General features: G+C 57.9%; 22 protein-coding genes (1 of these 22 running past the window's edge). 14 read left to right on the top strand and 8 right to left on the bottom strand.

The genetic code is table 11. The annotated features are described in order from the left end of the window. Positions 1-10 precede the first annotated feature (10 nt). The 9 genes from AC54XV_RS24085 to AC54XV_RS24045 all read left to right on the top strand — a co-directional run bounded on the left by AC54XV_RS24085 (position 11) and on the right by AC54XV_RS24045 (position 7,831). Positions 11-1,474, top strand: coding sequence for a hypothetical protein (locus AC54XV_RS24085; RefSeq protein WP_024639976.1), 1,464 nt, complete (start codon positions 11-13; stop codon positions 1,472-1,474). A gap of 7 nt (positions 1,475-1,481) precedes the next feature. After that, positions 1,482-2,048 carry a tail fiber assembly protein gene (locus AC54XV_RS24080; protein WP_024639975.1) on the top strand — a complete coding sequence of 189 codons (567 nt, stop codon included), beginning with the start codon at positions 1,482-1,484 and terminating at the stop codon, positions 2,046-2,048. Positions 2,049-2,402: 354 nt separating this feature from the next. Beyond that, positions 2,403-2,900, top strand: a complete 498-nt coding sequence (locus tag AC54XV_RS24075; RefSeq protein WP_024643155.1) for a tail fiber assembly protein — start codon at positions 2,403-2,405, stop codon at positions 2,898-2,900. Positions 2,901-3,131: 231 nt separating this feature from the next. Beyond that, positions 3,132-3,677 carry a glycoside hydrolase family 19 protein gene (locus AC54XV_RS24070; protein ID WP_057457391.1) on the top strand — a complete coding sequence of 182 codons (546 nt, stop codon included), beginning with the start codon at positions 3,132-3,134 and terminating at the stop codon, positions 3,675-3,677. Then, positions 3,674-4,186, top strand: a complete 513-nt coding sequence (locus tag AC54XV_RS24065; RefSeq protein ID WP_172980079.1) for a lysis system spanin subunit — start codon at positions 3,674-3,676, stop codon at positions 4,184-4,186. Before AC54XV_RS24070 ends, AC54XV_RS24065 begins: the two co-directional genes overlap by 4 nt. A gap of 411 nt (positions 4,187-4,597) precedes the next feature. Continuing rightward, positions 4,598-5,197 (top strand): aminodeoxychorismate/anthranilate synthase component II, encoded by a 600-nt coding sequence (locus AC54XV_RS24060; RefSeq protein WP_004415847.1) that lies wholly within the window; start codon positions 4,598-4,600, stop codon positions 5,195-5,197. 21 nt (positions 5,198-5,218) lie between these two features. Continuing rightward, positions 5,219-6,268, top strand: a complete 1,050-nt coding sequence (gene trpD / locus AC54XV_RS24055) for an anthranilate phosphoribosyltransferase (RefSeq protein WP_024639970.1) — start codon at positions 5,219-5,221, stop codon at positions 6,266-6,268. Continuing rightward, on the top strand, positions 6,265-7,101 hold the full coding sequence (gene trpC, locus AC54XV_RS24050) for an indole-3-glycerol phosphate synthase TrpC (protein WP_011269105.1): 837 nt from the start codon (positions 6,265-6,267) through the stop codon (positions 7,099-7,101). The genes trpD and trpC overlap by 4 nt, the downstream gene beginning before the upstream one ends. 34 nt (positions 7,102-7,135) lie before the next feature. Further along, positions 7,136-7,831: a lipoate--protein ligase family protein gene (locus tag AC54XV_RS24045; RefSeq protein WP_024640874.1), complete on the top strand. Its 696-nt coding sequence runs from the start codon at positions 7,136-7,138 to the stop codon at positions 7,829-7,831. An 11-nt stretch (positions 7,832-7,842) separates the two neighbouring features. Here the strand turns inward: AC54XV_RS24045 and crp are convergent, their stop codons facing one another. Then, positions 7,843-8,487 (bottom strand): cAMP-activated global transcriptional regulator CRP, encoded by a 645-nt coding sequence (crp, locus tag AC54XV_RS24040; RefSeq protein WP_058399200.1) that lies wholly within the window; start codon positions 8,485-8,487, stop codon positions 7,843-7,845. A 201-nt stretch (positions 8,488-8,688) separates the two neighbouring features. Between crp and AC54XV_RS24035 the strand changes: the two genes are divergently transcribed. Next, the gene (locus AC54XV_RS24035; RefSeq protein ID WP_003401957.1) at positions 8,689-9,111 is read left to right on the top strand and encodes an OsmC family protein; all 423 of its coding nucleotides are present in this window, start codon (positions 8,689-8,691) and stop codon (positions 9,109-9,111) included. 242 nt (positions 9,112-9,353) lie between these two features. Beyond that, a complete protein-coding gene (speD, locus tag AC54XV_RS24030) occupies positions 9,354-10,148 on the top strand; it encodes an adenosylmethionine decarboxylase (protein WP_003316303.1) in 795 nt (264 codons plus the stop codon). Between the two features lie 69 nt (positions 10,149-10,217). Here speD and coq7 read toward each other — a convergent pair whose 3' ends face one another. The 5 genes from coq7 to hemJ all read right to left on the bottom strand — a co-directional run bounded on the left by coq7 (position 10,218) and on the right by hemJ (position 13,690). Next, on the bottom strand, positions 10,218-10,865 hold the full coding sequence (gene coq7 / locus AC54XV_RS24025) for a 2-polyprenyl-3-methyl-6-methoxy-1,4-benzoquinone monooxygenase (protein WP_003401955.1): 648 nt from the start codon (positions 10,863-10,865) through the stop codon (positions 10,218-10,220). Between the two features lie 121 nt (positions 10,866-10,986). Beyond that, positions 10,987-11,325: a histidine triad nucleotide-binding protein gene (locus AC54XV_RS24020; RefSeq protein WP_003316306.1), complete on the bottom strand. Its 339-nt coding sequence runs from the start codon at positions 11,323-11,325 to the stop codon at positions 10,987-10,989. 103 nt (positions 11,326-11,428) lie between these two features. Further along, the gene (locus AC54XV_RS24015; protein WP_496717253.1) at positions 11,429-12,205 is read right to left on the bottom strand and encodes an SDR family NAD(P)-dependent oxidoreductase; all 777 of its coding nucleotides are present in this window, start codon (positions 12,203-12,205) and stop codon (positions 11,429-11,431) included. A 56-nt stretch (positions 12,206-12,261) separates the two neighbouring features. After that, positions 12,262-13,176 carry a DUF805 domain-containing protein gene (locus tag AC54XV_RS24010; RefSeq protein ID WP_024640876.1) on the bottom strand — a complete coding sequence of 305 codons (915 nt, stop codon included), beginning with the start codon at positions 13,174-13,176 and terminating at the stop codon, positions 12,262-12,264. Positions 13,177-13,261: 85 nt separating this feature from the next. After that, the gene (hemJ, locus tag AC54XV_RS24005; protein WP_003401951.1) at positions 13,262-13,690 is read right to left on the bottom strand and encodes a protoporphyrinogen oxidase HemJ; all 429 of its coding nucleotides are present in this window, start codon (positions 13,688-13,690) and stop codon (positions 13,262-13,264) included. 133 nt (positions 13,691-13,823) lie between these two features. Here hemJ and argC point away from each other — a divergent pair, with 133 nt between their 5' ends. Both argC and erpA read left to right on the top strand, forming a co-directional pair. Further along, positions 13,824-14,858 carry an N-acetyl-gamma-glutamyl-phosphate reductase gene (argC, locus tag AC54XV_RS24000; protein WP_122319892.1) on the top strand — a complete coding sequence of 345 codons (1,035 nt, stop codon included), beginning with the start codon at positions 13,824-13,826 and terminating at the stop codon, positions 14,856-14,858. A gap of 229 nt (positions 14,859-15,087) precedes the next feature. Then, complete coding sequence (gene erpA / locus AC54XV_RS23995; protein WP_002551953.1) at positions 15,088-15,438, top strand: iron-sulfur cluster insertion protein ErpA; 351 nt, start codon at positions 15,088-15,090, stop codon at positions 15,436-15,438. Between the two features lie 62 nt (positions 15,439-15,500). Here the strand turns inward: erpA and AC54XV_RS23990 are convergent, their stop codons facing one another. Further along, positions 15,501-16,595 (bottom strand): anhydro-N-acetylmuramic acid kinase, encoded by a 1,095-nt coding sequence (locus tag AC54XV_RS23990; RefSeq protein WP_003401948.1) that lies wholly within the window; start codon positions 16,593-16,595, stop codon positions 15,501-15,503. A 3-nt stretch (positions 16,596-16,598) separates the two neighbouring features. Then, positions 16,599-18,026, bottom strand: coding sequence for a peptidoglycan DD-metalloendopeptidase family protein (locus AC54XV_RS23985; protein ID WP_003401947.1), 1,428 nt, complete (start codon positions 18,024-18,026; stop codon positions 16,599-16,601). 201 nt (positions 18,027-18,227) lie between these two features. On the opposite strand from AC54XV_RS23985, the gene tyrS reads away from it, so the two are divergent. Further along, a protein-coding gene (gene tyrS, locus AC54XV_RS23980) for a tyrosine--tRNA ligase (RefSeq protein WP_024639964.1) crosses the window boundary here: on the top strand, positions 18,228-19,026 show its 5' portion. 413 nt of this gene lie beyond the right edge of the window; 799 of the gene's 1,212 nt are visible here — the first part of the coding sequence; the start codon lies at positions 18,228-18,230; the stop codon falls past the right edge of the window.

The raw sequence follows: 19,026 nt of genomic DNA, 5'->3' as shown, positions 1-19,026 counted from the left end.
GGAACACAATGTGGATTATCCCAAGAGTGTGCCGGGCGTAGGCTTGGCAAGCGGCAAGTTTGTAGATGAAAACCCGGCGACCGGCATGCCCGGCTCGCTTATTCCTGCGCAGTGGGGTAACTCGATCACGCAGGAGATTTTGAATGCGATGGCGGCCGGTGGTGAGCAGCCTGATGAAACCAGAACAGACCAGCTCGCAACCGCAATTACGCAGATTGGTTCGCAAGTCAGGCAGGCCTATAAAGGTGCCGGGTTTGGCTACACCGCTTCTGAAACTCTGTTGCCCGGAGCGGCGGGGCATTGGCACAGAATCAACCTTGGGGGCATCACGCTGACCTTGCCTCCCAAAGCGAACGTAGTGGTAGGTAAGTCGATAACCTTTCATAACGCATCGCCAGCAGCGGCAACTATCAAGGCCAATGGTGCTGAGATCATCTCCCTATACGGTGCCGGCAGCAATACGTTGAAGCTCAATGCGGCGGAGTGGGTAGAGCTTGTTTTTAATACTGACGCGATCTACATCACCAAGCGCGGCAAAATGACAGAGGTAGAGGAGGTCGACTCTCAAAAAGTGTTCTCTTTCACCACCGATACAGTTTTTACAAGAGACCAGATGGAGTTGCTGCTACTGGATGCCACTGGCGGCAATCGTGCGTTCACACTGCCCTCCTCAAACGCGGCACTAGGTGTCAAGGACGTCATTGTTCGCAGAATAGACGGCAGTGGCAACCGGCTGACCGTTAATGCAAGTGCCGGGGAAAAGATCAGGTTTCATACCCATCTAAATGCTGCTGGTTATTCCTTTCTGGTTCTGATGGGGGCTGGAGACTGGTGGCATCTGCGCAGCGATGGTGCCGGGAGTTGGTGGCCGGTAGGACGCTACGACAACACACCTCTGGGACGACCCGTCTTCGAAACAACGACGTTGTTCAGCCCAGGAGGATACGGAGCGTTGAACGGTGGGCTTCTCAACCGCGCCGACTGGCCGTGGCTTTGGGATCATGCGCAAAAGTCCGGGATGGTTTACACCGAAGCAGCTCGTACCGGCAAGGAAGGTGGATGGAGCAGTGGCGACGGCGCCCTGACCTTCCGAGGGCCCGAAGGTAGGGGCGAGTTCCTGCGGGTACTGGATGAGTCTCGTGGCGTCGATACGTCGCGTGTCGCCGGATCTTGGCAGGACGGCACTTGGCTGAGGACGGTGGCTCAGGAGTGGAGCGGGTCTGACATAGAAACGGGTACTTACTTGTTGGGCAGTGGTCACGCCCAGGCAGATGGACGCCTCAACTCCACAGGCCCTAATGGCTTGTTGCCGATCGGTGCATTGGTTCCAGCTGGAGGTTCTGCGTATCTCCGTGAAACGACAGATAACGGCGTGACGGGAGCTGCTATGAGAGACGACCAGCAACCGATGAACAACTGGATTCGTTTCCGTAGCCGCAACATGGCCTATCCCGGCCGTATTAAACTGATCTGAGGACATTATGCCTACTTACTTGATAGACGACTCTGGGGCCTTGATAGGGCCTGTTGAATTACCGGTTGTTCCTGGACTGGGCGAGCAAACGCCCAGCAATGCTGTAAGCATGACCGAGTTGCTTAACGAACCGAACACAGGATTTGCCTGGACACTGATAAATGGTGAGCTGCAGCAGGTCATAGATCGCCGTGGCTTGATGTATCGAATAAACGACGGCTCGGTAGAGGAGTGGAGCAGCCTCGGTCTGCCGCCTGAACGGCTCACCGCCAAACAATGGCCCGGCAAGTATTACGTTTGGCGAGAGGGTGAATGGGTTCTTGATACGGAAGCGCAGAAGGCCGCTTTGGCTTCCGCCGCTCTGCTGGTTCGTGACCAGCGTTTGCAGGAAGCAGCTACACGTATCGCCCCGTTGCAGTATGCCGAAGAACTGGGAGATGCCACCGAGGCGGAGAAGGCAAGTTTGCTCGAATGGAAACGCTATAGCGTAGAACTGAACCGGATCGAGCAAACCCCGGATTACCCTCTCCAGATCAAATGGCCTTCACCGCCCTCGGGTACAACTGCCCTGTAGACATGACTGCGAGAGCGGTTTTTTTTTGCCCGTGCCTACAGAACAGCTAGCCCCGGTAGGGCGCAAGTACAGACGAACTGCCCCGCTCTGAGGGGGCGTTGTTTTATTCGCCATTTAATCTCGCTTTTGAACAGGAGAGCCTTGTCGACTCAAGGGGTGGGCTCGTCCCGCAAGCCCCAGAGGAGTATCAATTCCTGTCAACCAGCAACAACAACTCAACATCATCCCTGACGCCGGCCCCACCGCCGGCGTTTTAGTTCCTGTCATCAAACGAAACAGGAGGTCCGCCGACGCCCGCAAGCGTCAATCATTCATAAACCCATACTCTCTCACTAGAAAACCGAAGGTATTCATATGTACACAGTAATAAGCGCTCGTGATCCACGTTGGTCCGATATGGCACACACATACATTAATCTGTGGGTGTTGTTTGCAGAGTTTAAAGACACTTACGGCGAGGTGCCTTTTAGTGCGTCTCCCAACGACTCCGCTGCTCATGGCGTCGATCTGTTTAACCGTGCCCTCGCCGGTGAGTTCGGCCCGGTTCTCGAGCCGACCGAGGAGGCGGTCCTGCAGCTGGTGACGAGTCAGCGGAATAACTTGTCAAGTAACGCTACTTATCGAATTCACTCGTTGCTGGACGAACTGGATATTCTTCAAGACGCCATAGCAATGAATCTGGCGACCGAAGAGCAATTGAAATCCGTGCCAGCCCTAAAAGCTGAGCTGTACGCGTTCCGTCTTTATCGCGTGCAGCTTTCCCTAATTGACACATTGCCAGGTTACCCAAGGAAGTTCGACTGGCCAGTGGCGCCTGCGCAGCCTTTTGTGTATGTGCCACCTTCTGAGTAGTTAGCCATTTGGCAGGGCGTGCGCGAAAACGAATTGCATCCGGCGCCAGCTATGAGGCTGGAGTTGTTGTTTCTGCTTTCGCTATGGCCGCGACCTGCCGATATGACTGCTGCTAACGACTCAGGTCAATGATGGGGCGTTTTTTTACCCGTAATGCGCGTCGTTCTTGAGTCACGAGAGCTTCGTCGATGGGGGACACTGACGAGCGTCATAAGCAAGGCAGGAGTAACCATGCCTATCAACCAGCAACAACTACTGCAAATCCTCCCCAACGCCGGCTCTAAAGCCGGCGTTTTCGTTCCTGCTCTCAACATCGCCATGGCCCGTTACGCCATCGACACCCGCCTGCGTATCGCCGCGTTCATTGCTCAGATAGGGCATGAGTCCGGGCAGCTTCGTTATGTGCGCGAGCTGGGCAGTGACAGCTACCTGGCGAAGTACGACACGGGCCAGTTGGCGCTGCGTCTGGGCAACACGCCAGAAGCAGATGGCGACGGTCAGTTGTATCGGGGCCGTGGGCTGATTCAGGTGACGGGGCGGACCAACTACGAGGCGTGCGGGGAGGCGCTCGGGCTGGACTTGCTTGCCCAGCCGCAACTGCTCGAACAACCCGGCCACGCGGCCATGTCGGCGGCATGGTTCTGGGATCGGGCCAACCTCAACGTGCTGGCAGACCAGGGTGATTTTTTGATGATCACCCGCCGCATCAACGGCGGTACCAACGGCCTGGCGGATCGGCAGGCGCTTTACCAGCGGGCATTGGAGGTGCTGCCGTGAAAGTGCTGGATATGCGATTCCTGATCCTCGCATTCGTGCTGGGGTCAGGGCTGGGTACATGGGCCGCCTGGAAATGGCAGGCGGCCCGCTATGGCCTGCAACTGTCCACGCAAGCGCTGACGTGGCAGCGCGAGCGCGAGCAGGCGGCGCTGGCGGTCGTCGACTGGCAGAACGCCGAGCAGGCACAACGACGGGCGCTGGAAGTCCGTTTGCACACCAACGATACAACCATCCACAAGGAGTTGAGCGATGCACAGACTGCTCAGGCTCGTTTGCGTGATCGCCTGGCTACCGCTGATTTGCGCTTGTCAGTCCTCCTCGCCAACAGCCCCGCCAAGCGCGATGGCATGCCAGCCGGCACCGACACCGGCGGCGTGGTTCATGGAAGCCCGCGAGGCGAACTTGACCCAGCGGCTGCTGGACGAATTGTCGCCATCACCGACTACGGCGATCAGGGATTGATCGCTTTGAAGGCCTGCCAAGCCTATGTGCGCGAGATTGCGCACTGATGTTCCTCTCGGCTCCCCACCTCCCAGGCCATCGTGCCCCTGCCTCAATCCCGCCTCCGCAAGGAGGCGCGGCCCTCTTTTCAGCCTTTAACTGCTTTTCAATCGACGCGGCCCGGTACATTCATATTGCACCGGCCGATTCGGTACGCTAATGTCCTGAAACGTACCGATGAGACCCCTTCCGTGACGACAGTCAGCAAGCTTTTGATGCGCGTTATCAAGGCTCACGCCCGTTGGCGTTGGCGCGCCTGACTATTTCCTTGCCGGCCCTGCCGGTCCCGTACCTGTATGCCTTCGATTTTGTGATGTTTTTCTCCGTCCCCCGGCCTTGTGGCTGACGAGGGGATGCATGAGTGAAGCAGAATCCGGAAGGCCTGAATCAAGTCAGTAAATCAAAAGGTTGATAGCAAAATGCTGCTGATGATCGATAACTACGATTCGTTTACCTACAACGTCGTGCAGTACCTCGGTGAGCTGGGGGCGGACGTCAAAGTCATTCGCAATGACGAACTGAGCATCGCCGAGATCGAGGCCCTGAACCCGGAGCACATCGTCGTTTCGCCTGGCCCGTGCACGCCCAATGAAGCCGGCGTCTCGCTGGATGTGATCAAGCACTTCGCGGGCAAACTGCCGATTCTGGGCGTGTGTCTCGGGCATCAGTCCATCGGTCAGGCCTTTGGCGGCGACGTGGTCCGCGCGCGTCAGGTCATGCATGGCAAAACCAGCCCGGTCATTCACCAAGACGGCGGGGTGTTCGATGGCTTGAATCATCCGTTGGTGGTCACCCGCTACCACTCGCTGGTGGTCAAACAGGATACGCTGCCCGATTGCCTGGAAGTGACGGCCTGGACTGCGCTGGAAGACGGTTCGGTCGATGAGATCATGGGCCTGCGCCACAAGACATTGAACGTCGAAGGGGTGCAGTTTCACCCCGAGTCGATCCTGACCGAGCAGGGCCACGAGCTGTTCGCCAATTTTCTCAAGCAGAGTGGCGGTCATCGTCAGGGCTAAGGATTTTTTATGAGTACCCCCATGGATATCAAAAGCGCGCTCAATCGCGTGGTCAACCAGCTGGACCTGACCACTGAAGAGATGAGCGATGTCATGCGCGAAATCATGACCGGCCAATGCACTGAAGCGCAGATCGGTTCGTTTCTGATGGGCATGCGCATGAAGAGCGAAACCATCGATGAAATCGTCGGTGCGGTGTCGGTCATGCGCGAGCTGGCTGGCAAGGTCGAACTGAAAACCCTGGACGGCGTGGTCGACATCGTTGGCACGGGCGGCGATGGCGCGAATATTTTCAACGTGTCGACAGCTTCCGCTTTCGTCATCGCCGCCGCGGGTTGCACCGTGGCCAAGCATGGTAATCGTGCCGTCTCGGGCAAAAGCGGCAGTGCCGATCTGCTCGAGGCTGCCGGGGTTTATCTGAACCTCACGCCTGTTCAGGTAGCGCGTTGCATCGACAGCGTGGGTATCGGCTTCATGTTCGCCCAGTCTCATCACACCGCCATGAAGCACACGGCCGGGCCGCGCCGCGAACTGGGTCTGCGCACACTGTTCAATATGCTCGGCCCGCTGACCAATCCGGCCGGCGTTCGTCATCAGGTCGTCGGCGTGTTCAACCAGGCGCTTTGCCGCCCGCTGGCCGAGGTTCTGCTGCGTCTGGGCAGCAAGCATGTGCTGGTGGTCCACTCGCAGGACGGCCTGGACGAATTCAGTCTGGCCGCACCGACCTTCGTCGCCGAGCTGAAAAACGGCGAAGTCACCGAATACTGGGTACAGCCCGAAGACCTGGGCATCAAAAGCCAGAGCCTGTACGGCCTTGCCGTGGAAAGCCCGGCGGCTTCGCTGGAGCTGATCCGCGATGCGTTGGGACGTCGCAAGACCGAGAACGGGCAGAAAGCTGCGGAGATGATCGTGCTCAATGCCGGCGCCGCGCTTTATGCTGCTGATCACGCCACAAGCCTGAAAGAAGGCGTGGCCCTGGCGCACGATGCGCTGCACACTGGCCTGGCGCGGGAAAAACTGGAAGAACTGGGTGCCTTCACGGCGGTATTCAAGCAGGAGAACGAAGCATGAGTGTGCCAACCGTACTGGAAAAGATCCTTGCCCGAAAGGCCGAGGAAGTTGCGGCTCGTCGTGCGATTGTGGGCCTGACCGAGCTTGAACAACAGGCAGCCCGGGCCGACGCGCCACGTGGCTTTGCCAAGGCATTGATCACTCAGGCCAAGGCAAAGCAGCCTGCCGTTATCGCGGAAATCAAGAAGGCCTCGCCGAGCAAGGGCGTCATCCGCGAACACTTCCTGCCGGGCGAGATCGCCAGAAGTTATCAGGCCGGTGGCGCGACCTGTCTGTCAGTGCTGACCGATGTGGACTTCTTTCAGGGCGCCGATGCCTATCTGCAGGAGGCACGTGCGGCGTGCAACCTGCCAGTGATCCGCAAGGATTTCATGATCGACCCTTATCAGGTGGTCGAAGCACGTGCTTTGGGCGCTGACTGCATTCTGTTGATCGTGTCGGCACTGGATGACGTGCAAATGGCTGAACTGGCTGCCGTTGCCAAGGGCCTGAAGCTGGATGTACTGGTCGAGGTGCACGACGGCGACGAACTGGAGCGCGCACTCAAAACGCTCGATACACCGCTGGTGGGCATCAACAACCGCAACCTTCATACCTTTGAGGTGAGCCTGGAAACCACGCTGGACTTGCTCCCGCGCATCCCGCGTGATCGCCTGGTCGTTACCGAAAGCGGCATTCTCAATCGTGCGGATGTCGAGCTGATGGAAATCAGCGATGTCTACTCGTTTCTGGTGGGTGAGGCCTTCATGCGTGCCGAACACCCGGGCGCCGAGTTGCAGCGGTTGTTCTTCCCGGAGCGCAAGATTGCAGTAAGCGCTTCGTCCAGCGACTGAGCGTATTGAGCTGAACATCTTTGCGAGGGCCGGCATGCAAGACTCGATCATCGACATATGTGTCGAACAAGGCCTGCAGGCCGAGCAGGATCTTCTGGCGTCGGTATGTGCAGGTGCTGCAGATCACGGGCTGCTGTTCTGGCGGCCCAATGATCGCGCGCTGGTCATGCCACGGCGGATGAGCCGGTTAGCGGGTTTTGCCGAAGCCAGCGAGACCCTGTCGGACAACGCATGGCCCGTCCTCTTGCGTGAAACCGGCGGCGAGCCAGTGCCGCAGTCCTCTGCCACGCTGAACATCGCACTGGTCTACGCGCAACCGCCCACTGACGTGGATCGTGACCGTATAGAAACCGCCTACCTGCGATTATGTCAGCCGATTCTCGATCTGATGACCGACCTGGGTGGCCAAGCCTCACTGGGTGAGGTGGCAGGCGCATTCTGCGACGGTCGCTTCAACGTCAACCTCAATGGTCGCAAAATGGTTGGAACGGCTCAGCGCTGGCGTCAGAGCCAGGGCGGAAGGCGTCCCGTAGTGCTGGCGCATGGTGCCTTGCTGCTGGATAACGAGCGCGTTCAGATGGCGGCCGCGGTAAACCGTTTCAATGAGCTGTGCGAGCTTGAGCCGCGTGTCCAGGCAGGCAGCCACATTGCCTTGTACGAAGCGTTTCCGGGTGCTGACGTCCTGGAGCGTCTGGCGCAGGCTTACCGCAAGCTGCTCGCCGGGCTCTGAATACCAAGGGCTCAGCGTGTCCCGAAGACCACCATGGTCTTGCCTTTGACGTTGACCAGGCTCTGTTCTTCAAGGGCCTTGAGCACGCGTCCGACCATTTCCCTCGAACAGCCGACGATGCGTCCGATTTCCTGGCGGGTAATCTTGATCTGCATGCCGTCCGGGTGAGTCATTGCATCCGGCTGCTTGCACAACTCGAGCAACGTGCGAGCCACTCGCCCGGTGACATCGAGAAACGCCAGATCACCGACCTTGCGCGTTGTATTGCGCAGGCGCTCGGCCATCTGGCTGCCGAGCGCATACAGAATTTCCGGCTCTTGCCTGGTCAGCTCGCGGAACGAGTCATATGAAATCTCGGCCACTTCGCATTCGCTCTTGGCCCGCACCCAGGCGCTGCGCACGGATTCCTTGCCCGGTTGCTCGAACAGGCCCAGTTCGCCGAAGAAATCCCCGCTGTTGAGGTAAGCAACAATCATCTCCCGGCGCTCGTCGTCTTCGATCAAAACCGTGACTGACCCTTTGAGGATCAGAAACAACGACTCGGAACGCTCACCAGCATTGATGATGTTGGTTTTCGCGGGGCAGCGGCGGCGTTCTGCATGGGGCAGCAGCTTGTCCAGACTGTTTGCTTTGGGCGTAAAGGTTATTGCGACCATGCGAGACTTCCGAAATAAGGTGTATGGCCAAATGGCATACCTATAGGTATCGGCTGCGCCTTTATTCTCGCCAGCTTTTCCAGACGTGTAGGAAGCTATTTGCGAACATTCCTACGCATTTCCTACAAAAGGCATTTCTTCCGGCCGGCTTTTGGCCCTGTGCTAAGCTGGCGACCCCTTTTTTACAGTGGAGTCTTGGCGATGAAGGCACGCATCCAATGGGCTGGCGAAGCCATGTTCCTCGGCGAGTCCGGCAGTGGTCATGTGGTGGTAATGGATGGTCCGCCGGAAAGCGGTGGTCGCAACCTGGGTGTACGCCCGATGGAAATGGTCTTGATCGGTCTGGGTGGCTGCAGCAACTTTGACGTTGTGAGCATTTTGAAGAAGTCGCGCCAACCCGTGGAAAGCTGCGAGGCGTTTCTGGAAGCCGAACGTGCCGATGAAGACCCGAAAGTGTTCACCAAGATCCATCTGCACTTCGTCGTCAAGGGACGAGGGTTGAAAGAAGCGCAGGTCAAGCGGGCGATCGAACTGTCCGCAGAGAAGTATTGCTCGGCCTCGATCATGCTCGGCAACGCGGGTGTGAAGATCACTCACGATTATGAAATTGTCGAACTGGGCTGAACGCCAGACATCCAACGATCATAAAAACGGCGCACACTCTGGCAGACGGCTTCGGACGTCTGCATAATGCGCCACTTTTTACGGGCGCAGCATGTATTGGTTTTCTGCTGCCGGTCCGAACAGACAACCAAAATCGCCAACGCGAAGAGGTGTTAACCGTCCTACGCAGATGAGCCGGGCTCACCTGACGGGCATGCTTGATCACGCGGCTGGCGCCGCACCCATATAGAGAGTTTTTAACGGTGAAAAGCAAACTCAAGCTCCACGGGTTCAATAACCTGACAAAGACCTTGAGCTTCAACATTTATGACATCTGCTATGCGGAAACCCCGCAGGACCAGCAGGCGTATGTCGAGTACATCAACAGTGTGTACGATGCAGAACGCCTGACGCGGATTCTGACTGATGTTGTCGATATCATTGGTGCCAACATCCTGAACATTGCGCGTCAGGATTACGATCCACAAGGTGCCAGTGTGACCATTCTGATCTCTGAGCAGCCGGTGACGCCTACCGAAAGCCAGATCGAAGAGTCGCCAGGTCCACTGCCGGAAACCATCCTGGCGCACCTGGACAAGAGCCATATCACGGTCCACACCTACCCGGAAATTCACCCGGTTGACGGTATTGCCACGTTCCGCGTGGATATCGATGTGTCGACCTGTGGCGTTATTTCACCGCTCAAGGCGTTGAACTACCTGATTCATAAATTCGAGTCGGATATCGTGACCGTCGATTATCGCGTGCGCGGCTTTACCCGTGACGTGGAAGGCAAGAAGCACTTCATCGACCACGAGATCAACTCGATCCAGAACTACCTGTCCGAAGACACGCGCAACGGTTACCAGATGACCGACGTGAACGTGTATCAGGAAAACCTGTTCCACACCAAGATGCTGCTCAAGCAGTTCGAACTGGACAACTACCTGTTTGGCGACGCCACCAGCAACTTGTCTCCCGAGCAGCGCGAGCAAGTGACCGCCAAGGTCAAACACGAAATGCTGGAAATCTTCTACGGCCGCAACGTCGCCGTATAAACCCGGATTCCGGACATTAAAAAGGCGCCTGATGCAGGCGCCTTTTTTATGGGTGTTGTATACGTGTTGTCAGATGCGATAAGTCGACTTGGTCATGACCTTGGCCAGCACACTCATGCCGAACTTGACCGGTGCCGGGAAGCGAAAACCGCCTGCCTCCAGTGCGGATTCAGCGTGGTGCTCTTCATCGCTGAGCATCTGTTGCAGGATAGCCCGGGACTTGCCGTCTTCGGTCGGCAGTTGCTCCAGATGTTCAGCCAGGTGCTTGCAGACCTGATCTTCGGTCGCCGCGACGAACCCCAGGCTGACCCGGTCGCTGATAACGCCGGCTACTGCGCCCATCCCGAAGGACAGGCTGTAGAACAGCGGGTTCAGCACACTGGTATGGCTGCCAAGCTGATGAATGCGCTGTTCGCACCAGACCAGATGATCGATTTCTTCTTCAGCCGCACGCTCCATCGCCTTGCGCACCTTGGGCAGCTTTGCCGTCAGCGCCTGGCCCTGATAAAGCGCCTGGGCGCAGACTTCGCCGGTATGGTTGATGCGCATCAGGCCCGCGACGTGGCGCGTGTCGACTTCGCTCATCTTGTGCTCGGGCTGAACAACGGCGGGGGAAGGGCGTTGCGAGTGCGCGCTGGACGGTAGCAATGTACGCATCGCGCTGTCGGCTTGCAGTAACAGACGGTCGAGGGGGGAGTATTGACGTTCGGTAGCCATGGGCACCTCCGGAAGATCATGCGGGCAGTTTACCCCAATCAGCCGGAGCGGGCAGGGCTTGTGTCGTCCGACCAGCGCTGATCACACACGCTGGTCGGCCGGGAAGCCCGAAAACGCTGGCTCAGCCCGGTGGCCAGTTCATCTGGCGCTGACCAAGTACATGCATGTGAATGTGGTAGACGGTCTGCCCGCCCAGCTCATTGCAGTTCATCACCACGCGGAAGCCTTCTTCGCAGCCCAGCTCGAGGGCCAGACGCTGCGCCGTGAACAGAATATGTCCGGCCAGGCCTTTGTCTTCCTCGGTCAGATCGTTCAGGGTGCGAATGGGCTTTTTCGGGATAACCAGAAAATGCACGGGTGCCTGTGGGGCGATGTCGTGAAAGGCCAGTACCTGATCATCTTCATAGATGATCTTCGCCGGGATTTCCCGATTGATGATCTTGGTAAACAAAGTGTCCACAGCCGTTTGCTCCTTGTCGGTTGATGGTCGTCACAGGGTATCGCTGTGCTTCAGCGCGTCCGAGTGTACTGAGCAAGACGCGGCTCGCCCAGCCGTTTGTCGGTCAGCGCGGGCAGTATTTCTTGTTGATGTAGCCGCTGATCTGGCGAGCCAGCCAGCGTGAAACCAGGCGCGGGCTAAGCGTCCACAGCCGGTTACCGAAACCGGGAGTGATCACTGCGCGGTTTTTTGCCAGCGCGCGAACGGTATACAGCGCCACTTCTTCGGGGCTCATCAGGTTATCCACATTGACCTGCAACTGCGCGGTGCGAAAAAAAGCCGTCCTGGTCGGGCCGGGGCACAGCACCGAGACCTTCACGCCGGCTTTCTTCACTTCCTCGCGCAGCCCTTCGGAAAAATGCAGCACATAGGCCTTGCTTGCGTAGTAGGTGCTCATCCATGGCCCGGGCTGGAATGCCGCCACCGAGGCGATGTTGAGTATCTGGCCGCCGCCCTGAATGGCCATCAGGTTGCCGACCGTGTGGCACAGGCGCGTCAGGGCCAGAATGTTCAGATCGATCAGGTCCTGCTCTGCACTCCAGTCCTGAGCCAGAAAATGTCCGCAGGTGCCGATGCCCGCAGCGTTGACCAGCAGATCGATCTGGTGGGCACCGTCTTCCAGTTCCAGCAGAAAGCCCGAGAGTCTCAGCGGCTCGCCCAGATCGCAGGCTCGAAACAGCACTTCCACGCCAAAACGCTGAGTCAATTCCAGTGCAATTGTTTCCAGCAGGTCGCGCTGGCGGGCGACCAGGATCAGGTTGCGACCGCGACGTGCCAGCGCTTCGGCCATCGCCAGGCCTATGCCGCTGGACGCGCCGGTGATCAGGGCGTAACGGGTCATGCATTTCTCCATTGAGCGTGTTGCGACCGGCAGTCTGCCGAACCGTGAGCAGTCTATTACTTGTCGCTTTGTTCTTCGGGCTCTATGTTGACATCCGCTGGTGCGGTCAAGGCACTGTCACGGCTTTCTTCGTCATCATAAGGGAGCGATTGCTCGTATTCGTCGGTCTGCAATTCCAGCTCATCACGCAGCATGCCTGCGCCGCCGGCGGTGAGTCCGATCAGGACAGTCGGGATCAGTAACACCCACAGAATGGCTAGGGTCTTCACGCCTCGGGAATTCGGTGGCGGCGGCGGGCCGAAAGCGTTGGGGCCTTTCGTTCCAGGCAGCAGGATCATCAGAAACGGGAAGACGCTGCCTACGAACGGCACCATGGTCAGCAGCAGAAGCCAGCCCGACCAACCCAGATCGTGCAGCCGCTGAACGCCGATCTGCGCACCAATGACAGCGAACACGACGAGCACCACCGCCATCAGCAGGCCGCCGGCGACCAGCGAACCGTTCATGACCAGCAGGCACACACCTACCAGCACCAGCGTCGCGGCACTCAGGACCATGCTCCACGCCAGATAGCGCAAGCGCCCGATACGCCCATGGATACTCAAGACCTTCAGCGTCGAATGACCGGGCTGATCAGCGCCGACCTGTGCCTTGGGCGGTGCGTAGGGCGATATTTCCAGATGCGCGGGTTTGGGGGAGGGCTGGCTGACGACTTCATCCAGACTCAGGCTGATTTCAACGTCAGGTTCGATACGTGCTTCGACGCCCGCATCGTCCAGCGCCCGCAGGTAGCGTTCCGCATCCTGATAAGTGATCCCGCGCTTGAGCGCGACGGGTTGACCGCTGAACAGCTTCTGCACTGCAGACGGTTCGCTTTTGAACAGCCCCGCCAGGTTGGCCTTTGCGGTGTCGAGCTCGACGCCTTCACGCACCTGCCCTTCAAATACAATCTTGAAGTGTGAATCGGCCATACGGGGCTTCCTTGTCTTTAAATGGAAAACAATGCCGGGCGCCTGTCTGAGACAGGGCGCCCTGTCGCGTTACTGATGATTGAAGTCAGAAGGGTTTGACGATAACCAGAATGACGATAGCGATCAGGATCAGTACCGGGATTTCATTGAACCAGCGATAAAACACGTGGCTGCGGCCATTTTCGCCACGGGCAAAGCGTTTGACCTGTGCACCGCAGACGTGGTGATAGCCGATCAGCAGGACAACCAGTGCGAGCTTGGCGTGCATCCAGCCCTGACTGAAATAACCGCTGGGGTCGAAGCTGATCAGCCAGCCGCCGAAGACCAGCGTTGCGATCATTGCCGGGGTCATGATGCCACGGTACAGCTTGCGCTCCATGACGATGAAACGCTCGCGGCTGACCGTGTCCTCACTCATCGAGTGATAGACGAACAGTCTTGGCAGATAGAACAGGGCTGCAAACCAGCAGACCATTGAAATGACATGAAGCGCCTTTATCCATAGATAGAGCATTTTTGATTATTCCCAGGTTCACGGTGGCCGAATAGTAGTGTCTTGTGCGCCCATACGTCACGTTGTCGGTTGTCGCAGAGGCGATAGGCTCCTATTATCGACCGCTTTCCAGTTGTTTCGTTGAGGGCAGGTTATGGTCAAGGTCGGTATCGTCGGCGGCACGGGTTACACCGGGGTCGAGCTGCTGCGTCTGTTGGCACAGCATCCGCAGGCAGAAGTAGTGGTCATTACCTCGCGCTCGGAGGCCGGCATGCCAGTCGCCGACATGTATCCGAACCTGCGCGGGCACTACGACGGCCTCGCGTTCAGCGTGCCTGACGTGAAAACCCTGGGTGCCTGTGACGTGGTGTTCTTCGCCACGCCCCACGGTGTAGCCCATGCCCTGGCTGGTGAATTGCTCGCGGCAGGCACCAAAGTGATCGACCTGTCTGCCGACTTCCGTCTGCAGGATCCGGTCGAGTGGGCCAAGTGGTACGGCCAGCCTCATGGTGCTCCTCAGTTGTTGGAGGATGCGGTGTACGGGCTGCCGGAAGTCAACCGCGAACAGATCAGGAACGCGCGACTCATCGCCGTACCGGGTTGCTATCCCACCGCTACCCAGTTGGGTTTCCTGCCGCTGCTTGAAGCCGGTATTGCCGATAACACTCGTCTGATTGCCGACTGCAAATCTGGCGTGAGCGGAGCGGGCCGTGGTCTGAATATCGGTTCGCTGTACTCGGAAGCCAATGAAAGCTTCAAGGCCTACGCCGTGAAGGGCCACCGCCACCTGCCTGAAATCACCCAGGGGCTGCGTCGCGCTGCCGGTGGCGACATCGGCCTGACGTTCGTGCCACACCTGGTGCCGATGATTCGTGGCATTCACTCCACGCTCTATGCAACGGTCACTGATCGCTCGGTGGATCTGCAGGCACTGTTCGAGAAGCGCTACGCCGACGAGCCATTCGTGGATGTGATGCCAGCGGGCAGCCATCCCGAAACCCGCAGTGTGCGTGGCGCCAACGTGTGCCGCATCGCGGTGCATCGTCCGCAGGGCGGCGATATGGTCGTCGTGCTTTCGGTGATCGACAACCTGGTCAAAGGTGCGTCGGGTCAGGCGGTGCAGAACATGAACATCCTGTTTGGCCTCGATGAGCGCGCCGGGTTGTCTCATGCGGGGATGATGCCCTGAGGGAGGCAGCTTTGAGCTTCAAGCGGCAAGCTTCAAGTTGCAAGGCAAAGGCGGGCCGACCACGCTCTTGTAGCTTGTAGCTTGTAGCTTGTAGCTTGTAGCTTGTAGCTTGTAGCTTGTAGCTTGTAGCTTGTAGCCGCTCCCGATCAAATAGTTGACCGATTTTCTAGGAGAAGCGGATAATGCCGTCATTACGCATTACGACGGCTAACGCCGGGAGATATCAGACATGAGTGTCGAATCCTTCACGCCTACCGCTTTGGAGTTCACTCCAAATGCTGCGCACAAGGTGAAAACCCTGGTCGACGAAGAGGGCAATGATCGTCTCAAACTGCGTGTATTCGTTACAGGTGGCGGTTGCTCAGGTTTTCAGTACGGTTTTACTTTCGATGAAGATGTGGCAGACGATGACACCATCGTCGAGCGCGAGGGCGTAAGCCTGGTTGTCGATCCGATGAGCTTTCAGTACCTGGCCGGCGCAGAAGTCGATTATCAGGAAGGGCTTGAAGGGTCGCGATTCGTGATCAAGAACCCGAATGCCTCCACAACCTGTGGCTGTGGCTCCTCGTTCTCGATCTGATCGAAGCTTGCTGTAAACAAAAACGCCGCTCATTGAGCGGCGTTTTGCATTGCGGCATCGCGTCAGGCGGGGTAGATCGCGCCCAGAACGCGCCTGCCTTTGGCGCCGGTCACCGTCGGACGATTGGCCGGAACGCCTTCGAGGCAGCAATGGGCCAGCCAGGCAAACGCCATTGCCTCAACCCAGTCAGGGTTTACGCCGAACTTCTCGGTACTGCTGACCTCTGTATCGGGCAACAGCTCTGCAAGGCGTTTCATCAGCGCCTTGTTATGCGCACCGCCACCACAGACCAGAAGCTCCCGGGTAATCGGTTGTGCAGATTTCAGGGAATCGGTGATCGTCAATGCTGTCAGTTCCAGCAGAGTGGCCTGCACATCTTCTGGAGCCAGTGTTTTCGACTGGAACAGATGGTGTTTAACCCAGCCCAGGTTGAACACTTCCCGGCCTGTACTCTTGGGGCCCTTGGTGAGGAAAAACTGATCGCTGAGCAGTTTCTCGAGCAGCGCAGAATCAACCTTGCCGCTCGCCGACCATGCGCCATCCTTGTCGTAGCTTTCATGGAGCTGTGAAGATATCCACGCATCGAGCAGTACGTTACCGGGGCCGCAGTCGAAGCCTTCGACCGGGCGATCCGACTCGATCAGGCTCAGGTTACTGAACCCGCCGATGTTCAACACGGCGCGATGATCCTTGTTGTCGTCGAACAACGCTTCGTGGAAAGCCGGCACCAGGGGGGCGCCCTGGCCGCCTGCTGCGATGTCGCGGCGGCGGAAGTCGCTGACCACGGTAATTTCAGTCAGCTCTGCCAGCAGCGCAGGGTTGCCGATCTGAATGCTGTAGCCGCGCGATGGCTCATGACGAATAGTCTGGCCGTGGCTGCCAATGGCGCGAATCTGAGCGGGCACCATGTTTTGATCTTGCAGCAAGGTCTGTACGCCCTGTGCGACCAGCCTGCACCACTTTTGCTCCGCAATGGCCGCACGCGCAAGCTCATCCGCGCCGCTGGAGCAAAGCCCCAGCAGCTCGGCATGCAGGTCTTCCGGCATGGGGATGTAGTGAGTAGCCAGAAGCCTTGATCGGTCATCCTGCTTCAAAAGGGCGATATCAATCCCATCGAGACTGCTGCCGGACATCACACCTATATAGAAGAAGTCCATGGATTACCTTTTATTCGAGGCCAGCGTGGTGGCTTTTTCCTGATCCATGCGGGCCATCAACGGCTGGCTTTGCTGCATGAACCGCTGTTTTTCGGATTTGGCGATCGGATCCGCCATCGGAAGCTTTTGGCCCAATGGGTCTACGTGAACGCCATTGACCTGGAACTCGTAGTGCAAGTGCGGGCCTGTGGACAGCCCGGTAGTTCCAATATAGCCGATAACCTGACCTTGCTTGACAGTGCCGCCGGTCTGTATGCCTTTGGCGAAGCCCTGCATGTGACCATACAGCGTACGGTAGGTGTCGCCGTGCTGAATGATGACGGTATTGCCGTATCCGCCACGGCGGCCGGCGAGCAGGACCTTGCCGTCGCCGGTGGCCTTGATCGGCGTACCGCGTGGCGCTGCATAGTCCACACCTTTGTGGGCGCGGATCTTGTTGAGGATCGGGTGCTTGCGGCCCATCGAGAACATCGAGCTGATGCGGGCGAAGTCGACCGGGGTACGGATGAAGGCCTTGCGCATGCTGTTGCCGTCAGCCGTGTAGTAATTGGTATTGCCCTGCTTGTTGGTGTAGCGAACGGCAGTGTAGGTCTTGCCCCGGTTAGTGAAGCGGGCGGACAGGATATTCCCTGTGCCTACGCTCTTGCCGTTGACCACTTTCTGTTCGTATACCACATCGAATTCGTCACCCTTGCGGATGTCCTGCGCGAAGTCGATGTCGTAGCCAAAGATGTTGGCCATGTCCATCGTCATGCTATGAGTCAGGCCGGCACGTTGCGCGGACTGCGACAGGGAGCTGTTGATCACCCCGTGTACGTAGGCGTTACGCACGTTGGGCTTGCTGATCTCGCGATTGAATGCGTAACCACCAGTTGCTGTCTTCGACAGGCTGATGGACTCGACTTCGCTGAGTTTTGTGTGCAATTGCTTGAGCTGGCCATCCGGCGTCAGCTCGAACTGCAGCGTCTGTCCGTTCTGCAGCTTGCTGAACTGCTTGGCCTGCTTGTCGCTGGCCAGTACTTCATGAACGGTGGCGGCGGGTAGCCCGACTTTTTCGAACAGGGTCGACAGCGTGTCGCCCTTGCTGACGGTGACCTCCCTGTGGGCAGGATCTTTCGCAGCGGCTGGCGCGGTAGTCTCTGCCTGAGGCTGTGCGTTGGCGGTGTCTTGAGCCTGATCGTCGGCGTTGTCGATCTGGGCAAATGGCGATTCGGTGGTTTCAGGTGTGGCTTGAGTGGCTTGTTGAGCGTCTTGGTCTTGTACGTCCTGATCCGGTGCCTCCAGATCGAGGGGAATGTTGGTTCGTTTGGCTTCGACATCGCTGGATGGAAAAACCAGGAGAGCCAGGCTCAACAACGCGGCGATGCCGCTTGCAGCGAGCAGGTGACTCTTCGGATAAAGCGGGGGCGCTTTAGGCGGTGTGTCTTTCATAGGTAATTTGACTTTGAAAAAGGTGAAATGGAAAAGATGAATGACATGATGAAGATGAAATAACTGTATAAAATATAACCAAAACCTGCTCGAAGCAACCCTTCCCGCGTATCAGTCACTGATTCGCAGGCAAACGCTGGGCAAAACTTGTAATTGGGCTCTGATCTTGTAAGGTTGGTTCCCTTTGAGTTGGGGGCTGTAATGAAGTCGGTTGAAGAGCAGCTGGCGCTGATCAAGCGCGGTGCAGATGAACTCCTGGTCGAGGCCGAGCTGGTCGAGAAGCTGAAGCGTGGCCAGCCACTGCGTATCAAGGCTGGTTTCGATCCGACGGCGCCCGATCTGCACCTTGGGCACACCGTGCTTATTAACAAGCTGCGGCAGTTCCAGGATCTGGGGCATCAGATCATCTTCCTGATCGGTGATTTCACCGGCATGATCGGCGACCCGAGCGGTAAAAGCGCCACGCGTCCGCCGCTCACCCGTGAGCAGGTTCTCGACTACGCCGAAACCTACAAGTCTCAGGTCTTCAAGATTCTCGATCCGGCCAAGACTGAAGTCGCGTTCAACTCGACCTGGATGGATCAGTTGAGTCCGGCTGACTTCATTCGCTTGTCTTCGCAGTACACGGTCGCGCGGATGCTCGAGCGTGATGATTTCGACAAGCGCTATAAAAGCAATCAGTCCATTGCCATTCACGAATTCCTGTACCCGCTGGTGCAGGGCTATGACTCCGTGGCCTTGAAGGCCGACGTCGAGCTGGGCGGTACCGATCAGAAATTCAATCTGCTGATGGGGCGCGAGCTTCAGCGCGCTTATGGGCAGGAGCCGCAATGCATCCTGACTATGCCGTTGCTGGAAGGCCTGGATGGCGTGAAGAAGATGTCCAAGTCGCTAGGCAACTACGTCGGCATTCAAGAAGCGCCGGGTATTATGTATAGCAAGCTGGTGTCGATTCCTGATTCCCTGATGTGGCGCTACTTCGAGCTGTTGAGCTTCCGCT

This window comes from Pseudomonas fragariae (ex Marin et al. 2024) (assembly GCF_059621105.1).
This window is presented reverse-complemented; position numbering and strand designations above follow the sequence as displayed.